Source organism: Lysinibacillus sp. KU-BSD001 (assembly GCF_042920265.1).
Lineage (GTDB): Bacteria > Bacillota > Bacilli > Bacillales_A > Planococcaceae > Lysinibacillus_B.
In genome coordinates this window covers 1-24321 of sequence record NZ_JBDQZI010000023.1, presented here as the reverse complement: position 1 = coordinate 24321, position 24321 = coordinate 1, and the positions used below count along the sequence as shown (strand labels likewise).

Below are 24321 nucleotides of genomic sequence, written 5' to 3'. Positions count from 1 at the left end.
CCTTGACTTGTTTATTTTCTGTTAAAAACAGTATAACAAAATGGTCATAACTAGAACTTGCAAAATCGAATGACCTATAGTACATTAGGGTTAAATTTATAAATATGTAATGCGATGATAGGAAATAGTAGCAAGCACGTTTTTTCTAGAGAGTCAGCGGTCGGTGGAAGCTGATAAAAGCACTTGTGAATCCGTCCTGGAGTTGCCTCGCTGAATGAGAAGTAGGCGCAGGCCGGCAATGAAGCCGTTATTTGATAAGTGGAACAGGCAACTGTTCAATTAGGGTGGCAACGCGGGTAGCTCTCGTCCCTTTGTGGGATGGGGGCTTTTTTGTGTTTTTTTCATTATTCATCCATTAGTAAATTTTATTTGGAGGTTGAAAAAATGTTAGATATTAAACGTGTCCGTGATAATTTTGAAGAAGTGAAAAATATGCTTCTTACACGTAATGAAGATTTAGGGAACTTAGATGAATTCGAAGCGTTAGATGCAAAACGTCGTGAATTAATCGCTAAAACAGAAGTGTTAAAAGCAGAGCGTAACAAAGTATCAGAGCAAATTTCTGTCATGAAACGCAACAAAGAAGATGCAACAGAAGTCATCACACGTATGCGTGAAGTGGGCGACGAAATTAAAGCATTAGACGCAGAGCTTCGTGAGGTAGAAGAAAAATTTGATTACATGATGATGCGCCTACCAAACATTCCGCATGAATCTGTACCGGTTGGCGAAACAGAAGATGATAATGTAGAAGTTTACACTTGGGGTGAGAAACCAACATTTGATTTTGAGCCAAAACCGCACTGGGATGTTGCAACAGATTTAGAAGTAGTAGATTTTGAACGTGCTGGGAAAGTAACGGGTAGCCGCTTCTTATTTTACCGCGGTTTAGGTGCTCGATTAGAGCGTGCGTTAATGAGCTTTATGATGGACTTACATGCGGAGGAGCATGGTTATGAGGAAATGTTACCACCAGTCATCATTAACCGTGATTCTTTAACGGGTACAGGACAGTTACCGAAGTTTGAAGAGGACGTATTCAAGCTAGAAGGCTTAGATTACTTCATGGCACCGACGGCTGAAGTACCGGTAACAAACTTCTACCGCGATGAAATTTTAGATGGTGACATGCTACCAAAAGGTTTTTCAGCATACAGCGCTTGTTTTCGTTCAGAAGCAGGTTCAGCTGGTCGTGATACACGCGGATTAATTCGTCAGCATCAGTTTAACAAAGTAGAGTTAGTCCGTTTTGTAAAGCCGGAAGAATCTTACGAACAATTAGAGCTATTAACAGGTCATGCGGAAAAAGTACTTCAATTATTAAATTTACCTTACCGCAAACTATTAATGAACACTTCTGACCTTGGCTTTACAGCTGCGAAGAAATATGATCTTGAAGTTTGGTTCCCAACACAAGATATGTATCGCGAAATTTCTTCTTGTTCAAACTTTGAAGATTTCCAAGCGCGCCGTGCAAACATTCGTTTCCGCCGCGAACAAGGGGCGAAACCAGAATTTGTGCACACGTTAAATGGCTCAGGGTTAGCCGTTGGTCGTACAGTAGCCGCGATTTTAGAAAATTATCAACAAGCCGACGGAAGCGTGAAAATTCCTGAAGCGTTAGTACCATATATGGGCGGGAAAACAGTGATAGCACCGAAATAAACAAAGTCGGCTCTGCCTCGAAAGCGAAGCGTCAGAGGCAAGTGGATAGACGGAAGCGTGAAAATTCCTGAAGTGTTAGTACCGTATATGGGCGGGAAAACAGTGATAGCACCGAAATAAACAAAGTCGGCTCTGCCTCGAAAGCGAAGCGTCAGAGGCAAGTGGATAGACGGAAGCGTGAAAATTTCTCAAGCGTTAGTACCGTATATGGGCGGGAAAACAGTCCACTGCCTACAAACTAATTAGATGAAGGGTTCTCACATTTACGTGAGACCCTTTTTTTACAAGATAAGAAAGTATAAATTTTTTTTAGTTTAAAGAGTGTCTAGGCATTCGCGCCAAAATTTATTTTGCGACGAAAGCGTAAGCGGCAGGAGCAGCTAAGTGAGCACGAATGCTCTTTTCTTACAAATTGGAGGGAGAACATGGAGGTTTTAACATTTGAGAGTATACCTAGAGAAATCTTAGATGGCATACAGGTAGTACATGAGCATGTATTTGAAGGAGATAGATTGAAAGAAAGTAAACTAGATAATAAAAAAGGTTTTCTTGCGTTTGTCAGTATGGAAGGTAGTGTAGTAACAGGATTTAAGCTCGGTTATGAAGTTGAAGAAGGGATATTTTATAGTTGGCTAGGGGGTGTGCATCCTGCATACCAGAACCGTGGTATTGCAAGTATTTTAATGAAAGCACAGCATGAGGAATGTAAAAAGCGAGGGTATCAGCGAGTACGTACATATAGTAGAAATGAAAGAAAAACAATGCTCATGCTTAATATTAAACATGGTTTTGATGTACTTGAGACATTTATTGATGCTAAAGGACGGCATAAGATTGTATTAGAAAAAAACTTAAATAATGACTAGATAAATTGACTGTATTAACTTTATGTTTGTGGCACACATGTAAATGGAAATAAAAGGATTTATTTTAGGCGAGGAAAATAATTTTCAAATAGGAAGAGATATTCACTTTTGCAGTAGCACGCTAGGATTAGGAGCTAAAACAGGTTGTGCCTATTTTAGCTCCTGTGTAGGTTGTGGCGAAGCACGGAGGCTACGATGTGACTACTTAAGTTTTCACGTGGAACGTCCGGCTAGTCGAAATAATATTTCTTTATTGAATTTCTAATCGTATTTCTTTGTTTAGACTGTTTAATACAGGGGATTTTAATAAAGCAATGTTTGCAATTTGTGCTAATTGTTCTTTAGAAGCATCAGCGTTTACTGTTAAAGTGATGATTGGATTTAAAATGCCCCCATCGCCCTCCTCAATCCCTAGAAATACTGCTGCATTTAATTCTGCTTCAATTTTAACATCTACACTTTCTAATTTAATGCCGTTTTGACTGGCCATTACTTCAAACGTAATAGCAAAACAACTTCCCGCTGCCCCTATTAGGTATTCGACAGGGTTAGGCGCTTGATCTGTACCCCCTAATGTTTCTGGTTCATCCATCAAAAATGAATCAAAGTGACGGATCATCACTTTATTTTGAACGCCTGTTTGCCATTGGATATGAGCATGCCAATCTTTCATTTTTAAATGCGGATTTTCTTTTAATGCATTTGCTGTTTGTTGCACAATATCTAGTGAAATTTCATTCATGCTAGATCCTCCTTAATAGTTATTTCACCTAGATCGTACAGCAATCGAACGTAAGCTGTATGTAAGCCTCCTTACATACGCTATATTTCTTTATCATTTTTAATCCAAATACGTTGATTTTCTTGTTTGACGTTTCCTGTTTGGATCAATTTATTCAGTAAAAATGTTACCGTTTCTCTTGTGGAAGCAATCATGCCAGCGAGATTGCTATGTGTGAGAAATTCAGGTAAAGGATACCACTCTTGAGATAGAGCCTCTTTATTTGCTAATTTGTTTAATAAAAAGAGTAGCCGTTCCTCTACTTTTCCGTAAGCTACTTGTTCTAAAATTTCAATGGTTTCCTGTAGTCTATTTGAAAAATAGTGAAGCAAAGTCATTAATAACTCTTGATTTTGCTGAATTTCTTTTTTTACTTCGCTCTTTGGAATCGCGATGACTTTCACTTCAGTTAAGGCTTTCGCAAACAATTGACTTTCTTTATCGGAAAAAATTTGTAGTAAATCAATTAAATCACCTTCTGATAAAATCCCTAATACACATTCTTTTCCTTCCAAATGTATATGGAATATGCGAGCATGACCTTCCACAATTAAATAAATAGAATCCGATAATTGACCAGGTGTGCAAATAAAGTCTCCTTTTTTAAAAGTGAAAATATTTTCTTTAGCCTGCCATTTTTCAACTTGAGCTGTTGAAAATAGGTTGATTAGATTGGTTGGGTATAAATATTGATTATCCGACATGACTTGTTGCTCCTTTAGCTTACTTTCTCTCTACATTCTTTCGAAAAATAACAAAAGGGAAAGATGGGTTTCATTGACGTAAATGTATTTACTGTAGTGCATAGAGGTAGCTATGCTTTTTTCAATATACGATAAAACGATTCGGAGTAACAAAGATGTGCATTGAGCCTCTTTTAAATAGATGAAAAATAAAATAGCAATCCTCTCGAAAGAAGTTGCTATTTCAGTAGTGTTATTCAAGGTTTGTATCGGTTATTTGTTCGGCTGCTTTCCGTGCTCGTTTCTCGGCTTTTTTCCGTTCGCGTAATGCGCGGAAAAAGTCTGTTAAAATTTGTCCGCATTCTTCGGCTAATACGCCTTCTGTTACATCACATTCATGGTTAAAACGAGCATCATTCAATAACCGGTACAACGAATCCACGCAACCCGCTTTTACGTCACGTGCCCCGTATACAACACGGGGAATACGGGACTGCAAAATGGCTCCTGCACACATCGGGCAAGGCTCTAGCGTGACATAAAGCGTAGTTTCTTCTAAACGCCAGCTCCCTAATGTTTCACATGCTTGTTGGATTGCCATGAGCTCGGCATGTGTCACGGCATTTTGTGTTGTTTCACGTAAATTGGATGCAGCTGCAATCACTTCGCCTTTATGTACAATTACTGCGCCAATCGGTACTTCTCCGAGTGCACCCGCTTTTTGTGCTTCCTCTAGTGCCAGTTGCATAAACTGACGGTCTTGTTCAAATACGTTCATACTAATCGCTCCTTCCCAACAGTGTAGCATTGCTTACATGCTTGTTCCAATAGTAACTCATGGTAAGATGAAAGAAAGGGAGGATAGAAAGATGCACCCACAATTTACAACATTAGTAGCAGCAGATGCTTATTTTCAACGTGAACGACTATCGCTGGAAATTGCTTATGAGGGAAAGCTAGCAATGCTAGAGAAAAATGCAAACAATGTACTCGCTACATTAAAAATAAGGTACGAATCGCAAGTAGAAGATGTAAAGAAATCTACGATTCATAAAATAGAAGAACTTAAAAACAATAGTGAAAAAGCGCAGCAACAAATTCATGTATTATTTCAAAATAAACGAGAGACGTTATTACAAAAGCAGGAAGAGCAAAAACAGCAGTGGATTCAAAAAATAAGTACCCGAAAGGAATCCTATTTACAAGAGAAGCTGGAAAAAGAACGCTTATTATTTGAAACATTTAGTACTGCACAAAAATCGGCTCTTTCAAACTATGAGCAGCTCATTCGTTTACGTGAACAATTTTTAGACGATCTCGAAAAAATAAATGAAGAGTTCGAAGAGGATATCGAACAAGTACAAGATACACTAGAGGACAAGCTCAGTGATTTTGAACAAGTATTTGAAGAAGAGTTATATGCATTCGAAGAAACAGCAGAAGCGAGCTATGAAAAGTTAGAAGATCAGTTGATAGAAGCAATTGAAAAAGTAGAGGAAAAAGCAGAGGAAGAGCAAGAACGCCTTTATGAGGAATTTTTAAAGAAGGAAGAGGAAATCGAGCACCGCTTTGATGTAGAACGGGAAAAATTAGAGCAAAAATTGGACGAACAAATACAACAACTAGAGCAACAACAAGAGGAAGTGTATGCTACGTTTGATTGAATGTCTCGATAATAGTTCGAACATTGCGTTTAATAAAACTGGAATAGTTTGTTTTGTTGCTTGTTTCGCAACTATGTTAAAATGAAAAGCACTGATTAAAAATAAAAGGGGGAGCTTCTAGTGTCGATGCCGTTTATTACAGTAGAAGGTCCGATTGGTGTTGGGAAAACGTCTTTATCCAAAGCGATTGCACAACACTATCATTACCATCTATTAAAGGAAATCGTTGAAGAGAATCCGTTTTTAGGGAAATTCTATGAAAATATCGATGAGTGGAGCTTCCAAACGGAAATGTTTTTCCTGTGTAATCGATATAAACAATTGTCGGATATCAAGCAGCATATTTTAGCAAGTCAATCAGCCGTAGTGGCAGATTATCATATTTTTAAAAATTTAATTTTTGCGAAACGTACATTAAAATCTTCTGAATACGATAAATACGAAGCGATTTACAATATTTTAACCGCTGATATGCCTGTACCGAATATGGTCATTTATCTGCATGCGAGCACAGATATGTTAATGAATCGAATTGCTAAGCGTGGGCGTGATGTGGAAAAGATGATTTCACGTGATTATATAGAACAGCTTGCAAATGATTATCATGCGTTTATTGGTCATTTTGAAAAGATGCACCCGGAAATCCCTGTTATTCAGTTAAATGGGGACGAGCTTGATTTTGTCGAGCGCGAAGAAGATCTACAAGCTATTTTACAACTCGTTGAGCAAAAGTTAATAAAGAGGAGCATATAAGAGCAATGAATTTACGTGAAAAGTACGGCATTCCCGCAAACGCAGTCATTACAATTGCTGGTACGGTAGGCGTAGGGAAATCGACGATGACAAAAGCTTTGGCGGAAGGTTTACACTTCCGTACATCATTTGAAAAAGTAGAGACAAATCCGTATTTAGATAAATTTTATGAAGACTTTGAAAAGTGGAGTTTTCATTTACAAATTTACTTTTTAGCAGAGCGCTTTAAGGAGCAAAAACGTATTTTTGAATATGGCGGCGGCTTTATTCAAGATCGTTCGATTTATGAGGATACGGGGATTTTTGCTAAAATGCACTACGATAAAGGGACAATGAGCCCGACAGATTATGAAACATATACAAATTTATTCGATGCAATGGTCATGACACCATACTTCCCACACCCCGATTTACTCATTTATTTAGAAGGTCCGATTGAAGATATTATTAGTCGTATTCAAGAGCGTGGTCGCGCCATGGAACAACAGACATCCAATGATTATTGGTATGAAATGCACGAGCGCTATGAAAATTGGATTAATAACTTTAATTCTTGTCCTGTTTTACGCCTAAATATTAATGATTATGATTTACTAAAAAATCCAGAGCAAGTGGAAGACATTATTGAACGGATCGGTTATATGTTAAAGCAAACAGCCCATCTCCGAAAGTAAGATAAAGGTTATGGCGAAAGAAATGGGCTGTCCGAAAAGTGTTACTTTTACGGACAGTGCTTCGTTCCTATGTTAAATATCCGCTGCAGGCGGTGCTTCTGCGGTGGTAGAAATAAAATTTCCACCATCCTCGGCGCAAAGGGAGTGTCCCAGAATTACTTCTCGGACACTCCCTTTCCTCATAACGCTAGTTTTTTATAGAGTGCCTTGTTGGAGGTATTGTTCAGTGCTTTTGTAGAGGCAAATAGATTACACAAAACCTTTGCCATCATTTGATGAGAGGGAATTTTGTTATACTGTTTGTAATATAAAAATAGCTTTAAGTACGTAATGCCAAGTTGTTTTTCCCATACTTCCTCTGCGTAATGTCGGCTTTCCGTAATGGTTGCAAAAGAACGTGTTTCCACCCCTGCGATAAAGCGTGTACGTGCCCCTTCTTCAATCGTATTAAAATAATGCATATCTGTTGTGAGTAGTGGGTCACTTTCAGAAGCATAGTTGGCAAGGCGCATTTGTGTATGCAAAGGGATGGAATCAAGATTGTCTGTTACACATAATACATGCCCAAATGCTTGATTATAATCATAGACGGCTAGCTCTAAATTAAACTGCTCTAACATATCAGTTAGTGGTAGATGTTTATATAAAGCAGTTGGTTCTGGATGAATTTGACGAAACGTTTTTAACTGTTGCAAGTTATTGCATTGCATTTTATCAATGAAGTACCATTGGTTTAAATCATCTTTTAAAATATCAAAGTTCTCATTTTTCTCGGAAAATTCATAGTGATTAAACCTTGTCACATGATCAAAAAAATAATTACGAGGCTGTTTCTTTAATGTAAGCGGAATTAATGGTTGCTCAATGGGTACTGCCATCATAGACAATAATTTCATAAAATCAACCCCTTAATGTGTTTGATGACATAGTGTTAATAGGGTGAAAAAGCATTGTATTTACTATTATGTGATGCTTGCTTGCAACGATGGACCATTGCATATGTTTACTTAATAGTATAAATAATTATGTAAGAAATTTATATACTATTTGATTAAAATAAGCAATGATATGGTATATTATGTAATTTATGAGTTGTTTTTTACTTTATTTTTGCTTTGTGGATATGAATAAAAATAACACGCGTGTTGATTTACCTCTTATTGTTAAAGAGAACATTGGAATACGTGGATTTCCACTACGGCTGACTCGCTTTCCGCAGGCACGGCTTCAACTAATTTCTTTCGGCTAATGCCGAAAGAAATGGATTTTCAGCTCGGGGCAACATGATGTTGCTCACAAAGGCGTTGCCACAGGACGTGGTGACTTTAGCCTTTGATCTTTCTCCTGCTGGAGTCGAGTCACCTCCGCTCCAATCAACTAGTATTTGTATAATCAATACATCTGTAAAAATAATAAAGTAGTAGTTGTTTTTCACTTATAACAAATAAAGAGGCGTATATGTAATAGCTAGATTACATATACGCCTCTTGTTAAATTCCTAGTTGTGTAAAGTATTCATCGATATTATCTTTTGTTACAACATACAGTAATTCAGAAGGTTCGCGTTTTTGGAGCTCTTTTGCGACTAAGTCTCCAACTGGAGGATAGAAGTGATATAAATCAAAGAAATTGGCATGATTTCTTGTCACATCATTATACTGATGGAATGAGTAAACAGTTCCAAATACTTCCACAATATCGGTAATGTATTGTTTATAGGTCGGTTGAATTTGCGGATGTCCGATTGTTAATTGCAAACGCTCCGCTGGCATTAAATCGGTAAACACGACAAAATTCGAATGTGGAAATGCTGCTTTAATTTCTTCTAAATAACCTCGATAGTTTGGGTCATATATCCATTCTGGGCCATTTGCGTCCCGTTCTGTCAGCTGATTTTTGAAAAATTCAATGCGTTCTCCAATATCTTTTCCGACGTAGGATGTCGTTACTTCCAGGTTTCGGTCATATGTTCGTGGAATACCGGCATAATTATTTTTAGAAATATCATAGTTGAATTTAGCACGGTCATATGTGTCTTTTGAAAATAGGCTCGTCACTGGGTAAAATGAGTCCTCAGATTGTGAGAAAAACGTTTCTGCACTGCTGAATTCAGGACTATAAAATAAATCATGCGAACGTACGGTTAGTTCCATATAGATTGTTTCAAAGTCTTTTGGGTTTTTGCTTTGTGCATATTGCATATAATCTAAATACTCCGTAATATGCAAGCTACTCAAGCCATAATGAAATACACGCTCTTCAAAGTTTGACGCATTGATATACGTTGTACGACTTGTCCCGATCATTAAGCTATCAAAATCGAAATGGTGTGAATTAATCCAGTTCGTTTTTTGAATGCGTTCATTATGACCACGCTGAAAATCATTATATTCATGGCTATGGTCAAAGTTCCAAAGGGGGTCGATATAGTAGTTAAAGGCCATTACACCGCCAACAGGGATTCCAAGAACAACAATGCTGACCAACACGAGTTTTAGAAGCCAAATATGTGGTTTCATGAACATCCCTCCTAAAAGTTAAAGTATATAAAGACACTGCTTTTCTTTACAAAGAATAATGTCGCTAGTAAAAGGATAGCTAAACATTGTACAAACCAAATATGGGGCCAATTAAATTTAAAATGATGTAATAGTTCAATCGAGTTTTTGGCAAAGAAGCAAATCCCTAGCATGATGACTAATCCGCCAATTAAAATAAATGGTGTGTTCAGTGCATAGCCCGCGACTTCAATCGCTGCTGCATCCGCAAAAATAGCAGATGGTGTTGTGAGAAAAGCCTTCACACTTGTTACATCCGGTGTAAATAAAGTACCAAAGATATGGTGTGCTTGGGCAACGCTTTCTGAACGGAAATAAACACGTGCTAAAATGATGAACAGAAATGTGACGAACCATGAAAATAAAAACGGAAATTGAAGATTCGTATACTTTTTAATGAAGCGTAAAAATACGGATCCTATCCCGTGTAGCATTCCCCAAATAATAAATGTCCACCCAGCACCATGCCAAAAACCACTAATAAAGAACACGAGCATAATATTCAATGCCGTAATCATTTCACCTTTACGGCTCCCCCCTAGAGGGAAGTACACATACTTTGTTAAGAATCGATTTAACGTCATATGCCAACGTCTCCAAAACTCATGGATGTTGCGTGCTTTATACGGTGAGTTAAAGTTCACTGGAATATGAATATTAAACATAAGCGCCAAGCCAATTGCCATATCACAATAACCACTAAAGTCAAAGTACAGTTGCACGGTATACGCAATAATGACGAACCACGCTTCTGTAAAGGTTAAATCCGTATAGTTATTAAAGCCATCTGTTACCCAAAGAGCAAACGTATCCGCAATGACAATCTTTTTTACAAGACCAATTAAAAAAATGAACGATCCTTTCGATACGTTCTCCCAGTTAATGCGTTTTTTCTTTGGATCTTCATAGTCTTGCATCACATCTTTATGATTGACGATAGGCCCGGCAATCAGCTGCGGGAAGAACGTACTAAAAATCATATAAGATGATAATTTCGAATGGGTGATTTCGCCACGATAAATATCCACTAAGTAAGCAATTTGCTGGAATGTAATGAAGCTAATTCCGAGCGGTAAAGCTAAATACAGAAAATCTAAATTTTGATCAAAAATCCAGTTATAGTTTTCAATGAAGAAGTCAGCATATTTGAAATAGCCAAGTATACAAATATTGAAGATAATCCCGACTGATAAAATCCCTTTTCTGTACGATGTAGCTTTCATTAAGATATAGCCAATTGCATAGTTAAAGGCCATAGAAAAAGAAATTAAATAGAGAAATTTAATTTCAAAGTAGCTATAAAAATAAAGTGAAGCAGCTACTAAAAATAACGTAGAAATGTCTTTGTTTTTCAATCTACCTAATAAAAAATAAACACAAAATACAATAGGTAAAAATACGAAAGCAAAGACAAAAGAGTTAAAAAGCAAGAGAACCTCTCCTATCTTTTGCAAAAAAATATACAACCTATTATAACACTTGTATCAAAAAAAACTATGAACGGTCATTTGTTCATAGTAGAAGTCATTATTTTAATATAAAGGCAGCAATCATAAACGGAATAATAATGATGAACATGACTCCGAAGCTCCATAAAATTTGCTTGCCTGTAGATAGATTTTTCGGCTTAATGCTAAAGGACTCATATAAATCATTGATCGCTTGTTGTTCTTTTTGATATAGCATCGCTTGAAAGGCAGGGTAATCCTCGATAAATGAAGCCGGATTTTCATAGTGAAAGCGTAATGCACGAATTTCATCGGTAATATCTTGATCATTGTGTAAATAAATGATCGTCGGTGCTAACCCCCCTGTTGCTCGAGCTATAACATCAATATCAAACGTAGCCATCTTATAAATGGTTTCCCCCTGTTCATTTAGTTCTTCTCGAATTAATTTATTCATTCATACTAGCCCCCTTCATGTTCAACTAATCACGAATTTACATGATTTATAACGGTATTTAATACATTAACGAAAAAATATTGTAATAAATAAGAATTTTCATTTATTATTTTTATAATTACAAATATTTCGTTATTTGTAAAAGAATTTTTTCTAGGGGATGAAAAGATGACAACAATCACAATTGAGGAACGTTTTCTAGCATTACCAACAACAGCGGTGTCGGATGCGACAGGTGGACATACAAATGTGGCAGCCGACATTAAACCGATTGCAGACCATTTTAAAATTGCTGGTCGTGCATTAACAGTGCGTTTACCAGATGGCGAAAATGGGGCGGTACTAGAAGCTATTAGCAAGGCAAATAAAGGGGATATTTTAGTTATTGATGCAAAAGGCAATACAAATCGCGCAGTAGCGGGCGACTTTGTGATGCAATTAGCACAAGGAGTCGGGGTGCAAGGATTTGTAGTAGACGGCGTTATTCGTGATTTAGCTGCTGCACGTGCCATTAACTTCCCTGTTTTTTCACTTGGGACAACGGTTGCAGCTGGTAATAAGCATGGCGGTGGTGCCGTGGGTGTACCTGTATCAGTCGGTGGGGTCGTTGTAAATACAGGTGATATGATTGTTGGTGATATCGATGGTGTCATCGTTGTACCAGCAGCTGACGCAGAGAACATTGCAGCCGGTGCAGAAGCAAAAGTAGCAAAAGATGAAGCCCGTGAACAGGAAGCACTCGCAAACGGCGAAGAATCAATCCGTGCGTATTTAGCGAAAGTCGTAAAATAAATGCTGAATAGCAAAATAGCTTGAGTATTCCTTGACTCAAGCTATTTTGATTTGATAGCATGCATTATGCTTTTACCTAGAGATTTGTAGTAATATAATAAACAAATATATTGCACAAGATAAAAAATTGTGTATAATAATGACTGGATGACCAAATTGGTTATTTAGTCATTTTTGTTTGGGGGGATACGAGTGGATCGCAAACAAGAAATATTACTAGGGGCTACGAAATCTTTCTCCATGTTTGGCTATAAGGCAACAACGATGGAGCAGGTAGCGAAAATTGCAAATGTCGGCAAAGGGACGATTTATAATTTCTTTACGAATAAAGAAGAGCTACTACAAGAAGTCGTCATTTCCATGATTCGCGATATGAAGGTGGAAGCAGATCGAACGTTACGACCAGAAGCAAGCTTTATTGATAATGCACATAATGGGTTAATGAAGATGCTTCAATTCCGAGAGCAACATTTATTGTTTGCTAAGCTAATAGAAGAAGAAAAGGCACTTCAAACGCCTGCTGTCAAACAAATGTTAGTAAAGATTGAAGAGGAAATCGTGACGTTTTTAGCGGATCGTATTCGGGTAGGCATGCAGAAGGGGGAAATTCGCCCTTGTAATCCGGAGCTTGTTGCGTATTTATTGTTGAAATCGTATTTAGCAATGGTTGTGGATTGGCAACTTACACATGAGGAAGCGCTACACGAAGATGATATTTTGACGCTTTTTAAAGAAACGTTATTCAGAGGCATTGCAACAGCCCCATAAAAATTTGTTTTCGTAGGAAAACGAATTTTTTATACACTAAAATGACCGAATGACAAAATTGGTCATATAGTTTTTAGGAGATGATAATTTGATAAAGGCAGAATGGTTAAAAATTTTCAAGACGAGAAAAATGTTCGTCTCCATCATTGCCATTTTATTTATTCCCGTTTTATATAGTGGGATGTTTTTATGGGCTTTCTGGGATCCTTATGCACACTTAAAAAGCATGCCAGTAGCTATTGTAAATGAAGATAAAGGCGCTGAATTAGACGGGGAGCAACTTGCACTAGGTGATGCTTTGACCGAGAAGCTAGTAGATAGTGAGCAATTTAAATTTATTGAAGTAGATGCTGACAAGGCTAAGAAGCAATTAGAGGAACGTGATTATTATATTTTAATCAAAATTCCTGAAAACTTTTCACAGCATGCCACAACATTGCTTAATGAGCATCCAGAAAAGTTAACACTTGAGTATATTCCAAATGAAGGCTTTAACTTTTTAAGTGCTCAAATAGGTGAAACGGCAATGGATCGAATTAAGGCGGAAGTAAACAAAGAAGTATCCAAAACATATGCGGAAAAATTATTTGTTTCTATGACCGCATTAGGTGATGGCTTCAATGAAGCGGCAGACGGTGCAGGTAAATTAGATGAAGGTGCACAAGAAATTGCAAACGGTGCCGACGATTTACAGGGGTATTTAGAACAGCTTGCGGCAAGTACGATTGAGCTATCAGATGGTTCTAAAACATTGCAAGAAGGGACTCAATCTGCAGCAAATGGGGCGGTACAATTAGCAGAAGGTGTGACAAAGCTTCAAAATGGTGCAGCACAATTAGCTGATGGTGCAAATGCAGTAGCTCAAGGTGCAGGGGAATTACAACAAGGTGTAACGGATTATACGAATGGTGTAGCACAAGTAGCAGAGGGGCAAGAAACTGTTACTGCAGGGCAAGCCAATTTAGCAGCCAACTTAGAAAAGCTAGCAACTGGTACAGCAGGTCTTGATGATAGCATTGCTACTTTAGCGTCTGGCTCTGAAAGTGTAACAGTCGGTGTCGAACAGTTAATCGCAACACTTCAGCCGATGATGGCCAACTTACCTGAAGAAAACCAGCAACAGCTAGCACAATCACTCGCACAGCTTCAGGCGAGCAGTACAAAAATAAGTGGAGGCTTAGGTCAGTTAGCTACAAATACAGCGGGTCTTGATGACAATATTGCTGAGCTATCGCAAGGTGCCACACAATTAAATAGTGGACAGCAACAAATTGCAGCCGGTGTTGAGCAATTAATCAATAAATCAGCCGCATTAACAGCAGGGGCCACAAATTTAGCGGAAGGAAATGCAACGTTAGCTTCAAGCATACAACAATTTGTAGCAGGCACAAATAGCGCAGCAACAGGTGCGAATGACTTATCAGCCGGCTTAAATCAATTAGTAAGTGGATCTGTAAAATTAACAGACGGTACAACCGTATTAGCAGAGAAGTCAGGTGAGCTATCGCAAGGTGCGACTACTTTAGCGGACGGTTCAAAAGAGTTAGTAGATGGCACATCAACGTTAGCAGGAAAATTATCAAATGCAAGTGACAAAGTAGATGTTAATGCATCAGACGATCACTATGATATGTTGGCAGCACCTGTTGAAGTGGAAAAATCATCGATTAACCATGTGCCAAACTATGGATCTGGTTTCGCCCCATACTTTATTTCATTAGGGCTATTCGTTGGGGCACTGTTAGTATCCATCGTATTCCCATTAGTAGAGCCAGCAACTCGTCCAACGAGTGGATTTAAGTGGTTTTTAAGTAAGGTGTCCGTGTTAGCAGTAGTCGGTATTATTCAATCCGCAATTACAGCGGCAGTCGTGATCGGTGGGCTAGGTTTAGAAGTTGATAATTTAATCGTATTTATGGGGACATGTATCATTACAAGCTTTACATTTTTAGCGATGATTCAACTATTAGTATCTGTGATGGGCGATCCGGGACGCTTTGTTGCCATCATTATTTTAATTTTGCAATTAACAACGAGCGCGGGTACATTCCCATTAGAGTTAGTACCTCAGCAGCTACATGTATTTAATGCCATTTTACCAATGACATTTTCTGTGCAAGCGTTCAAAGCAGCTATTTCTACAGGTGATACATCATTCTTATTGTATAACTGGTCGATTTTAGGTATGTATATCGTAGCATGCGTAGCATTATGTTTAGGCTATTTTGCATTGTTATTTACGAAACGTTATTCAAAAACTACTGAACAAGCATAAAAAGATGCGCAGAGGACTCTGCGCATCTTTTCTTTGTAATTAGTGTTACGATATACAGTTCAAATGTGTTCTAATTTATTTCACAACAACGCCTTTATGAAAGTGAGACTTGTCCCATTTTCATAAAGGCTTGTACATAGCATTTTTAGATTATGCTTTTTTTAAGTTTTCAGCTTGATAAGCAGCAAATTGCTCATTATCAAAGCGTTTTTCCCACTTCGCCATTACAAGTGCTGCTAGTGTATTACCAACTACGTTTACAGCTGTACGCGCCATATCTAAAATACGGTCAATACCTGCGATAAACGCAAGACCTTCAATTGGAATACCGACAGTACCTAATGTTGCAAGAAGTACAACGAATGATACGCCAGGAACCCCGGCAATACCTTTTGACGTTACCATTAATACAAGGACTAATGTAATTTGCTCTGCAATCGAAAGGTGAATACCATACATTTGGGCAATGAAAAGAGCCGCAATGGCTTGGTATAACGTAGAGCCGTCTAAGTTAAATGAGTAGCCTGTTGGGATAACGAAGGATACGATATCCTTTGGTGCACCCATTTTTTCTGTTTTTAACATGATGCGAGGTAATACCGTCTCTGAAGAAGAAGTAGAGAACGCTAGTAAAAGCTCGTCTTTAATCATGCGAATTAAATTGAAAATATTAATACCAAAGATTTTTGCTGTAATTCCTAATACAACAATCACGAAGAAGAACATCGCTCCGTAAACTAAAATCGCTAGTTTGCCAAGTGGAATGAGGGATGACAATCCGAATTTGGAAACGGTTACACCAATGAGTGCAAATACCCCAAATGGCGCGAATTTCATTACTAAGTTTGTTACCCAGAACATCGCATCGGCTGTTCCTTGGAAGAAGGCCAATACAGGTTTTCCACGTTCACCAATCGCTGCTACACCGAGACCGAATAAGACAGAGAAGAAAATAATGGCTAACATATCGCCTTCAGCCATTGCATTGATGACGTTTTTCGGTACGATATCTACTAAAATGTGTAGTGGTCCTTGATCTTCTTGTGCTTCTGTTGTTTCAACATAGCTAGAAATGTCCGATTGCTGTAATTCGCTCATATCAATGCCAGCACCTGGTTGGAAAATGTTTGCTGCAAGTAAACCAACAACAATCGCAACTGTTGTAATAACTTCAAAATAAATTAATGTTTTACCACCAAGACGACCTAATTGCTTCATATCGCCTGTTCCGGCAACACCTACAATTAATGTCGATATAATAATCGGTACCACAATCATTTTAATTAAATTAAGGAAAATATCCCCTATTGGTTGCAGGTATGTCTGAATATTGTCATTCCCATAAAAAACAGCACCTACAACGATCCCTAATATAAGACCGATTAAAATTTGGCTAGCTAAACTAATTTTAAACTTTTTCAAAAAAGTTCCCCCTTATGCTTAAATTTAGGTCAAGCCTATATTTAGCATATAAGAGGGTGACAAAATCCGACAAAATCCGATTAATCTAGACGTTGTAAAATATCAGAATATATGACTTGTATGAATTTTTTTATATTTACTTTTGCTTTTCTTTCCCCACTTAATTCAATTTGGTGCATCAATTGACGAATATCTGTTAAATCAAAATAGCGCGGCGCATAGTATTCGAACTCCGAGTTTGTATAATCGACAATCCCTAAGTTGGCTAGGTTAATCATTGCTGCTAAAATCGTTCGTCTGATGCGTTGTTCAATCGCCTTGCTCTCTTTTGCAATATCATCTGGTGTGGATTTTGTAATCATCGCTAACTGTTCGTATAACTCTTTTAACGGTGGGAGAGGCGCTAAGTGGTGTTTTTCGGATATAAGTAGTTCAACAATTTTCGTAATGTCTTCGCTACCTACCTCACCGACAATCCCCATATCGTTTAAAATCAATTGAATATGATCACGAACCGTTTTTTTTGTTTGTTTTTGTGTTACCTCAAAGCTGGTGAGCGATTGACGAATCGCTTGGATAGAATTCTTTAAACGTTGCTGCTCTTCTGTTTTACGGAGAATCGTTTGAACTTCCACTTTATTAATCGGTTTATGGATGAAAAATTCAACGCCTTTTTCATAAGCTTCCGCTACCATTTCTTTATTGACAACTTGTGAAATCATAATAAAGCTACCTTGAAAGCGATGTTCATGTAATCGTTCAATTGTCGAAATCCCATCTAAATGAGGCATAAGTAAATCAATTAGCACAAAATCAGGCTGTGTCATTAAGATTTGCGGAATGGCTTCTTCCCCATGTGATGCTTCCCCAATAACTGTACCTAACATCGATTCATTAATAATATGGATAAGCATCATACGACTTGCACGGTCATCATCTATAATAAAATAGCGCATAGAGATCTCCTTTATATTAATTTATAAGTAGGAATGATAATAGTAAAAATGGTTGATTCATTGCTTGAAACATCGATTACTCCTTCAAGTCTGTGTACCATTGTTTGTACATGGGAAAGTCCAATACCAGTAGAAGGATTGCCTTCTTTAGTGAATTTTGTTGTATAACCTGGATCGAAAATAACAGGTAATACGTATTCTGGAATAGGTGGACCGTTATTTTCGATTATAAAAGTTGTGTTAGCTACTGTCATTAGCATTTCAATTTTAATAATTCCTTGTTGATCAATTGCTTCAATGGCATTTGCTACAATATTATTAAGCATGGCAAGAAGTAGAATGTGTTCTTTTGTATGAAAATCTTCATTTAATATTACTTCAAAATCAATCGTTTTGTGTAAATGTTCACTATAGCGCATGTTGGATTGTGTAATAAAGCGCAATAAATCAGAAACGGTATACGTATCGGAACGCTCGGCTGTAGTAATTTTCGAGAGTCCCGCATAGATACGTTGCGAGTCTTTTTTTAGTTCATGAATTTCTTGGGAGAGTATTAATGCTTTTAAGCTCAGTGTGTGGTCTACAGATTTTAATTGTTTATATAAATCAAAGGCATTAGCTGTAATTTTTTCAATTTGCTCCATCGACTTTTGTAAATAGAGCGTTTCAACATAGAGGTCAGCACCGATACTTAACAGTTGTTCGTTGCGTTTTTTTTGTTCCGAAATAGCGAGTGTACTAAACAACCCGACGACGAAATAGCTACGTAAAATGGCGACAGCGAGAAAGAGCATATATTCATGTGCGGTGATAAAATGTCCTGTAATAAAGACAGTAATCGATAATTGTTCCACGGTATTGGCGATGACTTCAAACAAAGCACCATAAAGCCCAAGGTGAAATGGTCGTGTACGGATATTGTTTATATTGACAATACGTAGACAAATAGCAAATGTAATGTAAAATAAAGCAGCCGGAATATGTTCAAATAGTTGAAATGACTGTTTATAGAGTAAGAGATCGAGTCCTGTACGAAATAAAAAGACAGTAATAGATGTAGCGATGCCGGCTTTTATAATAGAAACAGGGCGAACAAGGATAGCTAAAAAGAAAATGATACTACCTAAGCCAAAGCGGAAGGGTGCTTCATCAAATGGCATAATTTTAATTTCACTACCGATTGCTGTTAAAAGTGCAATAAGCAAAGTTACAAAGAATGGGCTAGGGGATTTTTGAATTTTAATCACGTGTTCCAATGTAACACCTCCCGTATAGTTTTATTTTTACATGACCGTTGTTAAAATAGAAATAAAAAAGTGCTGTAACATGTATGTTACAGCACTTAGAAAATAAAAAAACCGCTATCAAAGCGGTGTAAGTTCAAAAGAATGGCGGAGGAAGAGGGATTCGAACCCCCGCGCGGTTTAACCCGCCTGTCGGTTTTCAAGACCGATCCCTTCAGCCGAACTTGGGTATTCCTCCGTATTGTGTCGAGTTATCTTTTCGACAGTAATCAATATATCATGTACAGTAATATAAGTCAATATTTTTTTGTGATTTTTTAGGTAAGGGTATTTAATTTAGAAAGAAGACTGTTTATAGTTGACTGTGATAAAGAATGGACGTGAAACCTTGTCTATTGCTACCTATATAAATGTATTTTAATCTCCTGCCACTTTGCGCGCGAATTATCCAATTTGCTTTCATTTGAGAAGTAAAAATTCTCCCTCTGCTATTAAAGTTCGGGAAAATGTTAGGATACGCTTCATTTTTTTGTATTGCTAGTCTTTGAAAAAGAAGGTGTTCTCTTTTTCAAAAAGAACCATAGCGATTCATTTGTTTTCGGCGTACCATAAGTAAGAGGAGAGGAATGCTACATATTTCGGAAGCTTTACTTCTGTTGTTGTCCCTGCACGTTTAAAAGGAGCTAGGAAGTTAACATAACGAAAGGTAAATTGGGAGATTTAATCCGCTATGATAGATTTTTCATGATTTGTATATAGTATTTCATTGCATTTTTAATGTGGTATTAGTATACTAAGTATTGCCGTGCTAGGTGGGGAGGTAGCGGTGCCCTGTAACTCGCAATCCGCTCTAGCGAGACTGAAGTCCTTTTCGAGGCTGTCCGTATGTTTGGCCTGCCTCTTGCACGTAGTGTTGACGGTTGGGTCCTGCGCAATGGGTACCCATGAACCATGTCAGGTCCGGAAGGAAGCAGCATTAAGTGGTTTTACCCATGTGCCGCGGGGTAGCCTAACCTGAGCTGGCGACAAGAGTAACGCTTATGTGCGGCTGTCAAAGAAAGGTGCACGGCATTAATTTGCCAATTCAAGCATTCGTCATTTAGACGAGTGCTTTTTTGTTGTAAGAAAAGCTTTCAAGCGTATTTACATAAGCGAAGCTAGCTATCAACTTGCGCTATTTTAGCGTGAGCTATATTTGTTGAACATATAAGGAGAGAGTAGATGGGCATCATCGAATCATTATTTAGGCGGGTTGGTTATTCATTTAGTCTGGCGGCACTTGTAACAGTAGGCTATCGGAATATCGAGTGGCAATATTTTAATATACCAGCTATCACATGGGCTATTACTGTTTTGTTATTTCTACTTTCTTGGCGAGTGGTGTCAGAGTATAAACGGATTATTATTTATATTGATGGTTCGCTTGAGCCTTCTGAGTCAAGCTTGTTTGGAAAAGTAAAAAAGAAGTGGCCGCATCTTTACGATATAACTTGGGAATTTTTATATACATTAGGCGCTTGGATTGGGGCAATGATTGCCCTGGATTCTTTTAAGGTGATCGATCCAATTGAGGAGCAGGTATTTTTTTATTTACTCCTATTTATAAGTATACCGGCGTTTTTCCGCCTATGCGATAAAGCGAGCTACAAGAAATAATCCATCATCGTTCAAGACCGTAAAGCGCTACAATGTATGCTATACTATATATATGGACTTAAAATGAGAAAAGGAGAGGGGAACGTTGACATATCAAGCTTTTTACCGTGTTTATAGACCACAATCGTTCCGTGAAATGTCAGGTCAAACACATGTCAAAAGAACATTGCAAAATGCTCTCCTAGCTAGCAAAACAACACATGCGTATTTGTTTTCGGGTCCACGTGGAACAGGGAAAACGAGTACAGCGAAAATTTTTGCTAAAGCTTTAAATTGTGAAAATGCACCTGCCAATGAACCGTGTAATGAGTGTGCAACATGCTTAAGCATTACAGAAGGTTCGCATACAGATGTCATTGAGTTTGACGCGGCTTCTAATTCTCGTGTAGAAGAGATGCGCGATATTATTGAAAAAGTACGATTTGCCCCAGCTGCTGCACGTTTTAAAGTGTATATTATTGATGAGGTGCATATGCTCTCTACAAGTGCTTTTAATGCGCTATTAAAAACGTTAGAAGAACCACCAGAACATGCGGTATTTATTTTGGCTACAACAGAGCCACATAAATTGCCTGCAACGATTATTTCACGTTGTCAGCGTTTTGATTTTAAACGTTTATCAACCCAAGATATTTTAGAGCGCATGAAAGTAGTGCTTGAAGATATAGACTTACCATTTGAGGAGCAAGCGTTAAAGGTGATTGCACAATCTGCTGCAGGTGGTATGCGTGACGCGCTTAGTTTACTGGATCAAGTTGTGTCGTTTAGTAGTGAGATGGTGAAGGCAGAAGATGCGCTTCTTGTGACAGGTTCGGTTAGCCAAGATGTGTTTTGTGCTATTTCGCAAGCGCTTCTTGAAAAGGATGTAGCAAAAGTTCTTTCCTTATTAGAAGAATTGATTGCAAACGGGAAAGAGCCGCTCCGACTAGCGGAGGATTTAATTACGTTTTTCCGTGATTTGCTCCTGCTGCAAACAGGCGGGGACTTAGCAGACTTACTACAAATCGTTTCACCTGAAGAGCGATTTATCGAACTATCGAACAGTTATACACCAGATACGCTTTATAGTTTTATCGATATTCTAGCCAAGACACAGCAAGAGATGCGCTTTTCGCATCATACAAAAATTTATTTAGAAACAGCTTTACTAAAAATGGCGCAGCATAATTCAGTTGGGACAACGACGATTGATCCAGCGATCCAAAGTAAAGTTGGTGCCTTAGAAAATATGGTACGTCAGCTTACGCAACAACTGCAAGCGGGTGGCGGACCTGTGAACGTAGTACAACAAAAGCAGGAACGTCCACGAGCCAAAACACCAAATGGCTTTAAAGCGCCGATTGGTCGGATTCAAGAAATATTAAAAATCGCAACAAAAGAAGATATTCAAAAAATAAAATCGGTTTGGGCTCAAAGCTTGGCACTACTTCAAAAATCACAAGCGGCACTTTTAAATGATGCAGAACCTGTTGCGGCATCTTCTAATGCTTTTGTGGTAAAATTCAAGTATGATATTCATTGTCAAATGGTAGCCGACAACAGGGAATTTACATCCGTTTTTACACACAATTTGGCATCGCAGCTTGGGACAACGTATGAAATGCTATGTATCCCAGAAGCACAATGGCTCACATTGCGTGAAGAGTTTATTCGAGATAACGGTTTAAATCAAAAGAAGCAAGAGCAAGCTGAAACGGTTCAGGAATCCGAGCTGTTTATCGAAGACGCTGTGCCGGTTGCATCACAAGATCCGATTGTGGTAGAAGCAGAAAATTTATTTGGTAAAGATTTTGTTGAGGTTGTCGAAGATTAATATTTGAACTTTTAGGAGGAATTGAATATGCGTGGTATGGGTAATATGCAAGGCATGATGAAAAAGATGCAAAAAATGCAAAAAGAAATGATGGAAGCTCAAGAAGCGTTAAATCAACAGCAATTTGAAGGGACAGCTGGCGGTGGCATGGTGAAAGTTATCATGAACGGTCAACGTCAAGTACTTGAAGTGAATTTAGATGAATCCGTAGTGGATCCAGAAGATATCGAAATGTTACAAGATTTGATTGTTATCGCGACAAATGAGGCGCTGAAAAAAGTAGAGGAAACGACTAATTCAACAATGGGTAAATTCACGCAAGGCTTAAACCTTCCGTTCTAGGAGGTAGTGATTATGCACTATCCTGAACCAATATCAAAATTAATTGATAGCTTTATGAAATTGCCAGGCATTGGGCCGAAAACTGCGGCCAGGCTGGCATTTTTCGTGTTAACAATGAAAGAAGATACAGTCTCTAATTTTGCTAAAGCATTAATTGATGCAAAGCGTAATTTACTATACTGTTCTCAATGTGGTCACATTACAGATATTGACCCTTGTCATATTTGTTCTGATAAACAACGCGATCCATCGATGATTTGTGTTGTACAAGACCCGAAAGATGTCATTGCGATGGAAAAAATGCGTGATTATAGCGGGTTATATCATGTGTTACACGGTGCGATCTCGCCAATGGATGGCGTCGGTCCGGAAGATATTAATGTAGCTTCTCTATTAACACGTCTGCACGATGAGCGTGTGCAGGAGTTGATTTTAGCAACAAACCCAACGATTGAAGGGGAAGCAACAGCAATGTACATTTCACGTTTAGTGAAACCGTCTGGCATTCGTACGACACGTATCGCACATGGATTACCAGTTGGCGGCGATTTAGAATATGCGGATGAGGTAACGCTATCCAAAGCGTTAGAAGGTCGACGCGAATTGTAAGGTGAGTGATTGAGGTGTTCTTTACTCGTAAAGGAAAATTAAAAAAAGAATTCGATGATAAGCTCGTTCGTTTAATGAAAGAGACAAAGGAAGATTACCATAATGCGAAAGTATTAGAAGAGCTGATGGATGATTATAATTTGGATATCATCGCTCAACGAAAAGCGTTAGAAGGTATCCATTTTTATTTATTTAAAGAAGCGCGTATTCGACGTGTTATCATTAAATAGAAATAACAGCAACAGCAAAGGCATATACTTCTGTTTAGAGGGGGAAGAGTATATGCAAGCGTATTTAATCGGCGCTATTTGCTTGTTGCTGTTTTTTGTTCTATTAATAGGAAGAAAGAATAAAAAGGGTGTTTGGTTAGAAAGGCTGTCTATATTTTGGTTCCGCTTTGCACTAAGTATTTGTATTCTTTATATTATTCATTTGGCGTTTTCTTATTATGGTACAGAAATTACAATCAACTTATTTTCTATTTTAACTGTTACGATATTAGGATTCTCGGGGATAGGAGTAGTGATATTTTTATCTTTTTTAAAATAGTTTTTAAAAAGTCTTGCATTATACTTATCAACATGATATATTTATTCAAGTCGTTAAGACGCAACAAAAACAACTTAAGAAAGATATTGACTTAACAGTTAATAAATGATATCATATAAAAGTTGCTAAGAAGCGAAACGAGATATCTAAAAACTTTTCAAAAAGTTGTTGACACGAAAGTGTTTGAGTGTTAAGATATAAAAGTTGCTACTAAAACAGCGACGTAAATGAACTTTGAAAACTGAACAAGCAAAACGTTAACAATAAACGTTTCTGAATAAGAAACAAAATTTTGGACATCAAACATGATGCCAGCAAATTTGAGCTTACTCAAATTCTTTTATGG

24 protein-coding genes, 1 tRNA gene, 1 other RNA gene and 1 other annotated feature are annotated in these 24321 nt (G+C 37.8%); of the genes, 15 read left to right on the top strand and 11 right to left on the bottom strand.

Translation table 11 applies throughout. The annotated features are described in order from the left end of the window. Nucleotides 1-105 precede the first annotated feature (105 nt). Nucleotides 106-314 (top strand) — a binding site (T-box leader). Between the two features lie 70 nt (nt 315-384). Both serS and AAGS61_RS20020 read left to right on the top strand, forming a co-directional pair. Beyond that, the gene (gene serS / locus AAGS61_RS20025; protein WP_391376233.1) at nt 385-1665 is read left to right on the top strand and encodes a serine--tRNA ligase; all 1281 of its coding nucleotides are present in this window, start codon (nt 385-387) and stop codon (nt 1663-1665) included. Nucleotides 1666-2090: 425 nt separating this feature from the next. Beyond that, nucleotides 2091-2531 (top strand): GNAT family N-acetyltransferase, encoded by a 441-nt coding sequence (locus tag AAGS61_RS20020; RefSeq protein WP_391376230.1) that lies wholly within the window; start codon nt 2091-2093, stop codon nt 2529-2531. Nucleotides 2532-2781: 250 nt separating this feature from the next. On the opposite strand, the gene AAGS61_RS20015 is transcribed toward AAGS61_RS20020, so the two are convergent. The 3 genes from AAGS61_RS20015 to tadA form a co-directional block, all read right to left on the bottom strand. Next, nucleotides 2782-3273, bottom strand: a complete 492-nt coding sequence (locus AAGS61_RS20015; RefSeq protein WP_391376227.1) for an OsmC family protein — start codon at nt 3271-3273, stop codon at nt 2782-2784. 80 nt (nt 3274-3353) lie between these two features. Beyond that, on the bottom strand, nt 3354-4016 hold the full coding sequence (locus tag AAGS61_RS20010; protein ID WP_391376225.1) for a Crp/Fnr family transcriptional regulator: 663 nt from the start codon (nt 4014-4016) through the stop codon (nt 3354-3356). 232 nt (nt 4017-4248) lie between these two features. Beyond that, entirely contained in the window at nt 4249-4773 is a 525-nt protein-coding gene (gene tadA / locus AAGS61_RS20005; protein ID WP_391376223.1) for a tRNA adenosine(34) deaminase TadA, read from the bottom strand. Between the two features lie 91 nt (nt 4774-4864). Between tadA and AAGS61_RS20000 the strand changes: the two genes are divergently transcribed. The 3 genes from AAGS61_RS20000 to AAGS61_RS19990 all read left to right on the top strand — a co-directional run bounded on the left by AAGS61_RS20000 (nt 4865) and on the right by AAGS61_RS19990 (nt 7086). Beyond that, nucleotides 4865-5659, top strand: coding sequence for a hypothetical protein (locus AAGS61_RS20000; RefSeq protein ID WP_391376220.1), 795 nt, complete (start codon nt 4865-4867; stop codon nt 5657-5659). Nucleotides 5660-5779: 120 nt separating this feature from the next. Continuing rightward, nucleotides 5780-6412, top strand: a complete 633-nt coding sequence (locus AAGS61_RS19995; RefSeq protein WP_391376217.1) for a deoxynucleoside kinase — start codon at nt 5780-5782, stop codon at nt 6410-6412. A 5-nt stretch (nt 6413-6417) separates the two neighbouring features. Beyond that, nucleotides 6418-7086: a deoxynucleoside kinase gene (locus AAGS61_RS19990; RefSeq protein WP_391376204.1), complete on the top strand. Its 669-nt coding sequence runs from the start codon at nt 6418-6420 to the stop codon at nt 7084-7086. A gap of 179 nt (nt 7087-7265) precedes the next feature. On the opposite strand, the gene AAGS61_RS19985 is transcribed toward AAGS61_RS19990, so the two are convergent. From AAGS61_RS19985 to AAGS61_RS19970, 4 genes are all read right to left on the bottom strand, one after another. Then, on the bottom strand, nt 7266-7982 hold the full coding sequence (locus AAGS61_RS19985; protein WP_391376201.1) for a hypothetical protein: 717 nt from the start codon (nt 7980-7982) through the stop codon (nt 7266-7268). A gap of 594 nt (nt 7983-8576) precedes the next feature. Continuing rightward, nucleotides 8577-9605 carry a hypothetical protein gene (locus AAGS61_RS19980; RefSeq protein ID WP_391376198.1) on the bottom strand — a complete coding sequence of 343 codons (1029 nt, stop codon included), beginning with the start codon at nt 9603-9605 and terminating at the stop codon, nt 8577-8579. A gap of 11 nt (nt 9606-9616) precedes the next feature. Continuing rightward, nucleotides 9617-11074, bottom strand: a complete 1458-nt coding sequence (locus tag AAGS61_RS19975) for an MBOAT family O-acyltransferase (protein WP_391376196.1) — start codon at nt 11072-11074, stop codon at nt 9617-9619. A gap of 97 nt (nt 11075-11171) precedes the next feature. Beyond that, nucleotides 11172-11549 (bottom strand): sodium:proton antiporter, encoded by a 378-nt coding sequence (locus tag AAGS61_RS19970; protein WP_391376193.1) that lies wholly within the window; start codon nt 11547-11549, stop codon nt 11172-11174. A gap of 168 nt (nt 11550-11717) precedes the next feature. On the opposite strand from AAGS61_RS19970, the gene AAGS61_RS19965 reads away from it, so the two are divergent. From AAGS61_RS19965 to AAGS61_RS19955, 3 genes are all read left to right on the top strand, one after another. Further along, nucleotides 11718-12341 (top strand): RraA family protein, encoded by a 624-nt coding sequence (locus AAGS61_RS19965; RefSeq protein WP_391376191.1) that lies wholly within the window; start codon nt 11718-11720, stop codon nt 12339-12341. A 192-nt stretch (nt 12342-12533) separates the two neighbouring features. Further along, nucleotides 12534-13109, top strand: a complete 576-nt coding sequence (locus tag AAGS61_RS19960; protein WP_391376188.1) for a TetR/AcrR family transcriptional regulator — start codon at nt 12534-12536, stop codon at nt 13107-13109. A gap of 88 nt (nt 13110-13197) precedes the next feature. Beyond that, complete coding sequence (locus AAGS61_RS19955; protein ID WP_391376185.1) at nt 13198-15384, top strand: YhgE/Pip family protein; 2187 nt, start codon at nt 13198-13200, stop codon at nt 15382-15384. A 150-nt stretch (nt 15385-15534) separates the two neighbouring features. On the opposite strand, the gene AAGS61_RS19950 is transcribed toward AAGS61_RS19955, so the two are convergent. The 4 genes from AAGS61_RS19950 to AAGS61_RS19935 form a co-directional block, all read right to left on the bottom strand. Next, nucleotides 15535-16806, bottom strand: coding sequence for a cation:dicarboxylate symporter family transporter (locus AAGS61_RS19950; protein WP_391376182.1), 1272 nt, complete (start codon nt 16804-16806; stop codon nt 15535-15537). 80 nt (nt 16807-16886) lie between these two features. After that, nucleotides 16887-17762: a response regulator gene (locus AAGS61_RS19945; protein WP_391376180.1), complete on the bottom strand. Its 876-nt coding sequence runs from the start codon at nt 17760-17762 to the stop codon at nt 16887-16889. Nucleotides 17763-17773: 11 nt separating this feature from the next. After that, complete coding sequence (locus AAGS61_RS19940; protein WP_391376244.1) at nt 17774-19009, bottom strand: ATP-binding protein; 1236 nt, start codon at nt 19007-19009, stop codon at nt 17774-17776. Between the two features lie 142 nt (nt 19010-19151). Then, nucleotides 19152-19244, bottom strand: a tRNA-Ser gene (locus AAGS61_RS19935). A gap of 565 nt (nt 19245-19809) precedes the next feature. Here AAGS61_RS19935 and ffs point away from each other — a divergent pair. The 7 genes from ffs to AAGS61_RS19900 all read left to right on the top strand — a co-directional run bounded on the left by ffs (nt 19810) and on the right by AAGS61_RS19900 (nt 23975). Next, nucleotides 19810-20075, top strand: an RNA gene (gene ffs, locus AAGS61_RS19930) — signal recognition particle sRNA large type. Between the two features lie 152 nt (nt 20076-20227). Next, nucleotides 20228-20662 (top strand): hypothetical protein, encoded by a 435-nt coding sequence (locus AAGS61_RS19925; RefSeq protein WP_391376177.1) that lies wholly within the window; start codon nt 20228-20230, stop codon nt 20660-20662. 85 nt (nt 20663-20747) lie between these two features. Next, a complete protein-coding gene (gene dnaX / locus AAGS61_RS19920; RefSeq protein ID WP_391376174.1) occupies nt 20748-22475 on the top strand; it encodes a DNA polymerase III subunit gamma/tau in 1728 nt (575 codons plus the stop codon). Nucleotides 22476-22502: 27 nt separating this feature from the next. After that, nucleotides 22503-22817 carry a YbaB/EbfC family nucleoid-associated protein gene (locus AAGS61_RS19915; protein WP_391376171.1) on the top strand — a complete coding sequence of 105 codons (315 nt, stop codon included), beginning with the start codon at nt 22503-22505 and terminating at the stop codon, nt 22815-22817. Nucleotides 22818-22829: 12 nt separating this feature from the next. Beyond that, complete coding sequence (gene recR, locus AAGS61_RS19910) at nt 22830-23426, top strand: recombination mediator RecR (protein WP_391376169.1); 597 nt, start codon at nt 22830-22832, stop codon at nt 23424-23426. A 14-nt stretch (nt 23427-23440) separates the two neighbouring features. Further along, nucleotides 23441-23656 (top strand): YaaL family protein, encoded by a 216-nt coding sequence (locus AAGS61_RS19905; RefSeq protein ID WP_391376166.1) that lies wholly within the window; start codon nt 23441-23443, stop codon nt 23654-23656. A 52-nt stretch (nt 23657-23708) separates the two neighbouring features. Beyond that, nucleotides 23709-23975, top strand: coding sequence for a hypothetical protein (locus AAGS61_RS19900; protein WP_391376163.1), 267 nt, complete (start codon nt 23709-23711; stop codon nt 23973-23975). Nucleotides 23976-24321: the final 346 nt, after the last annotated feature.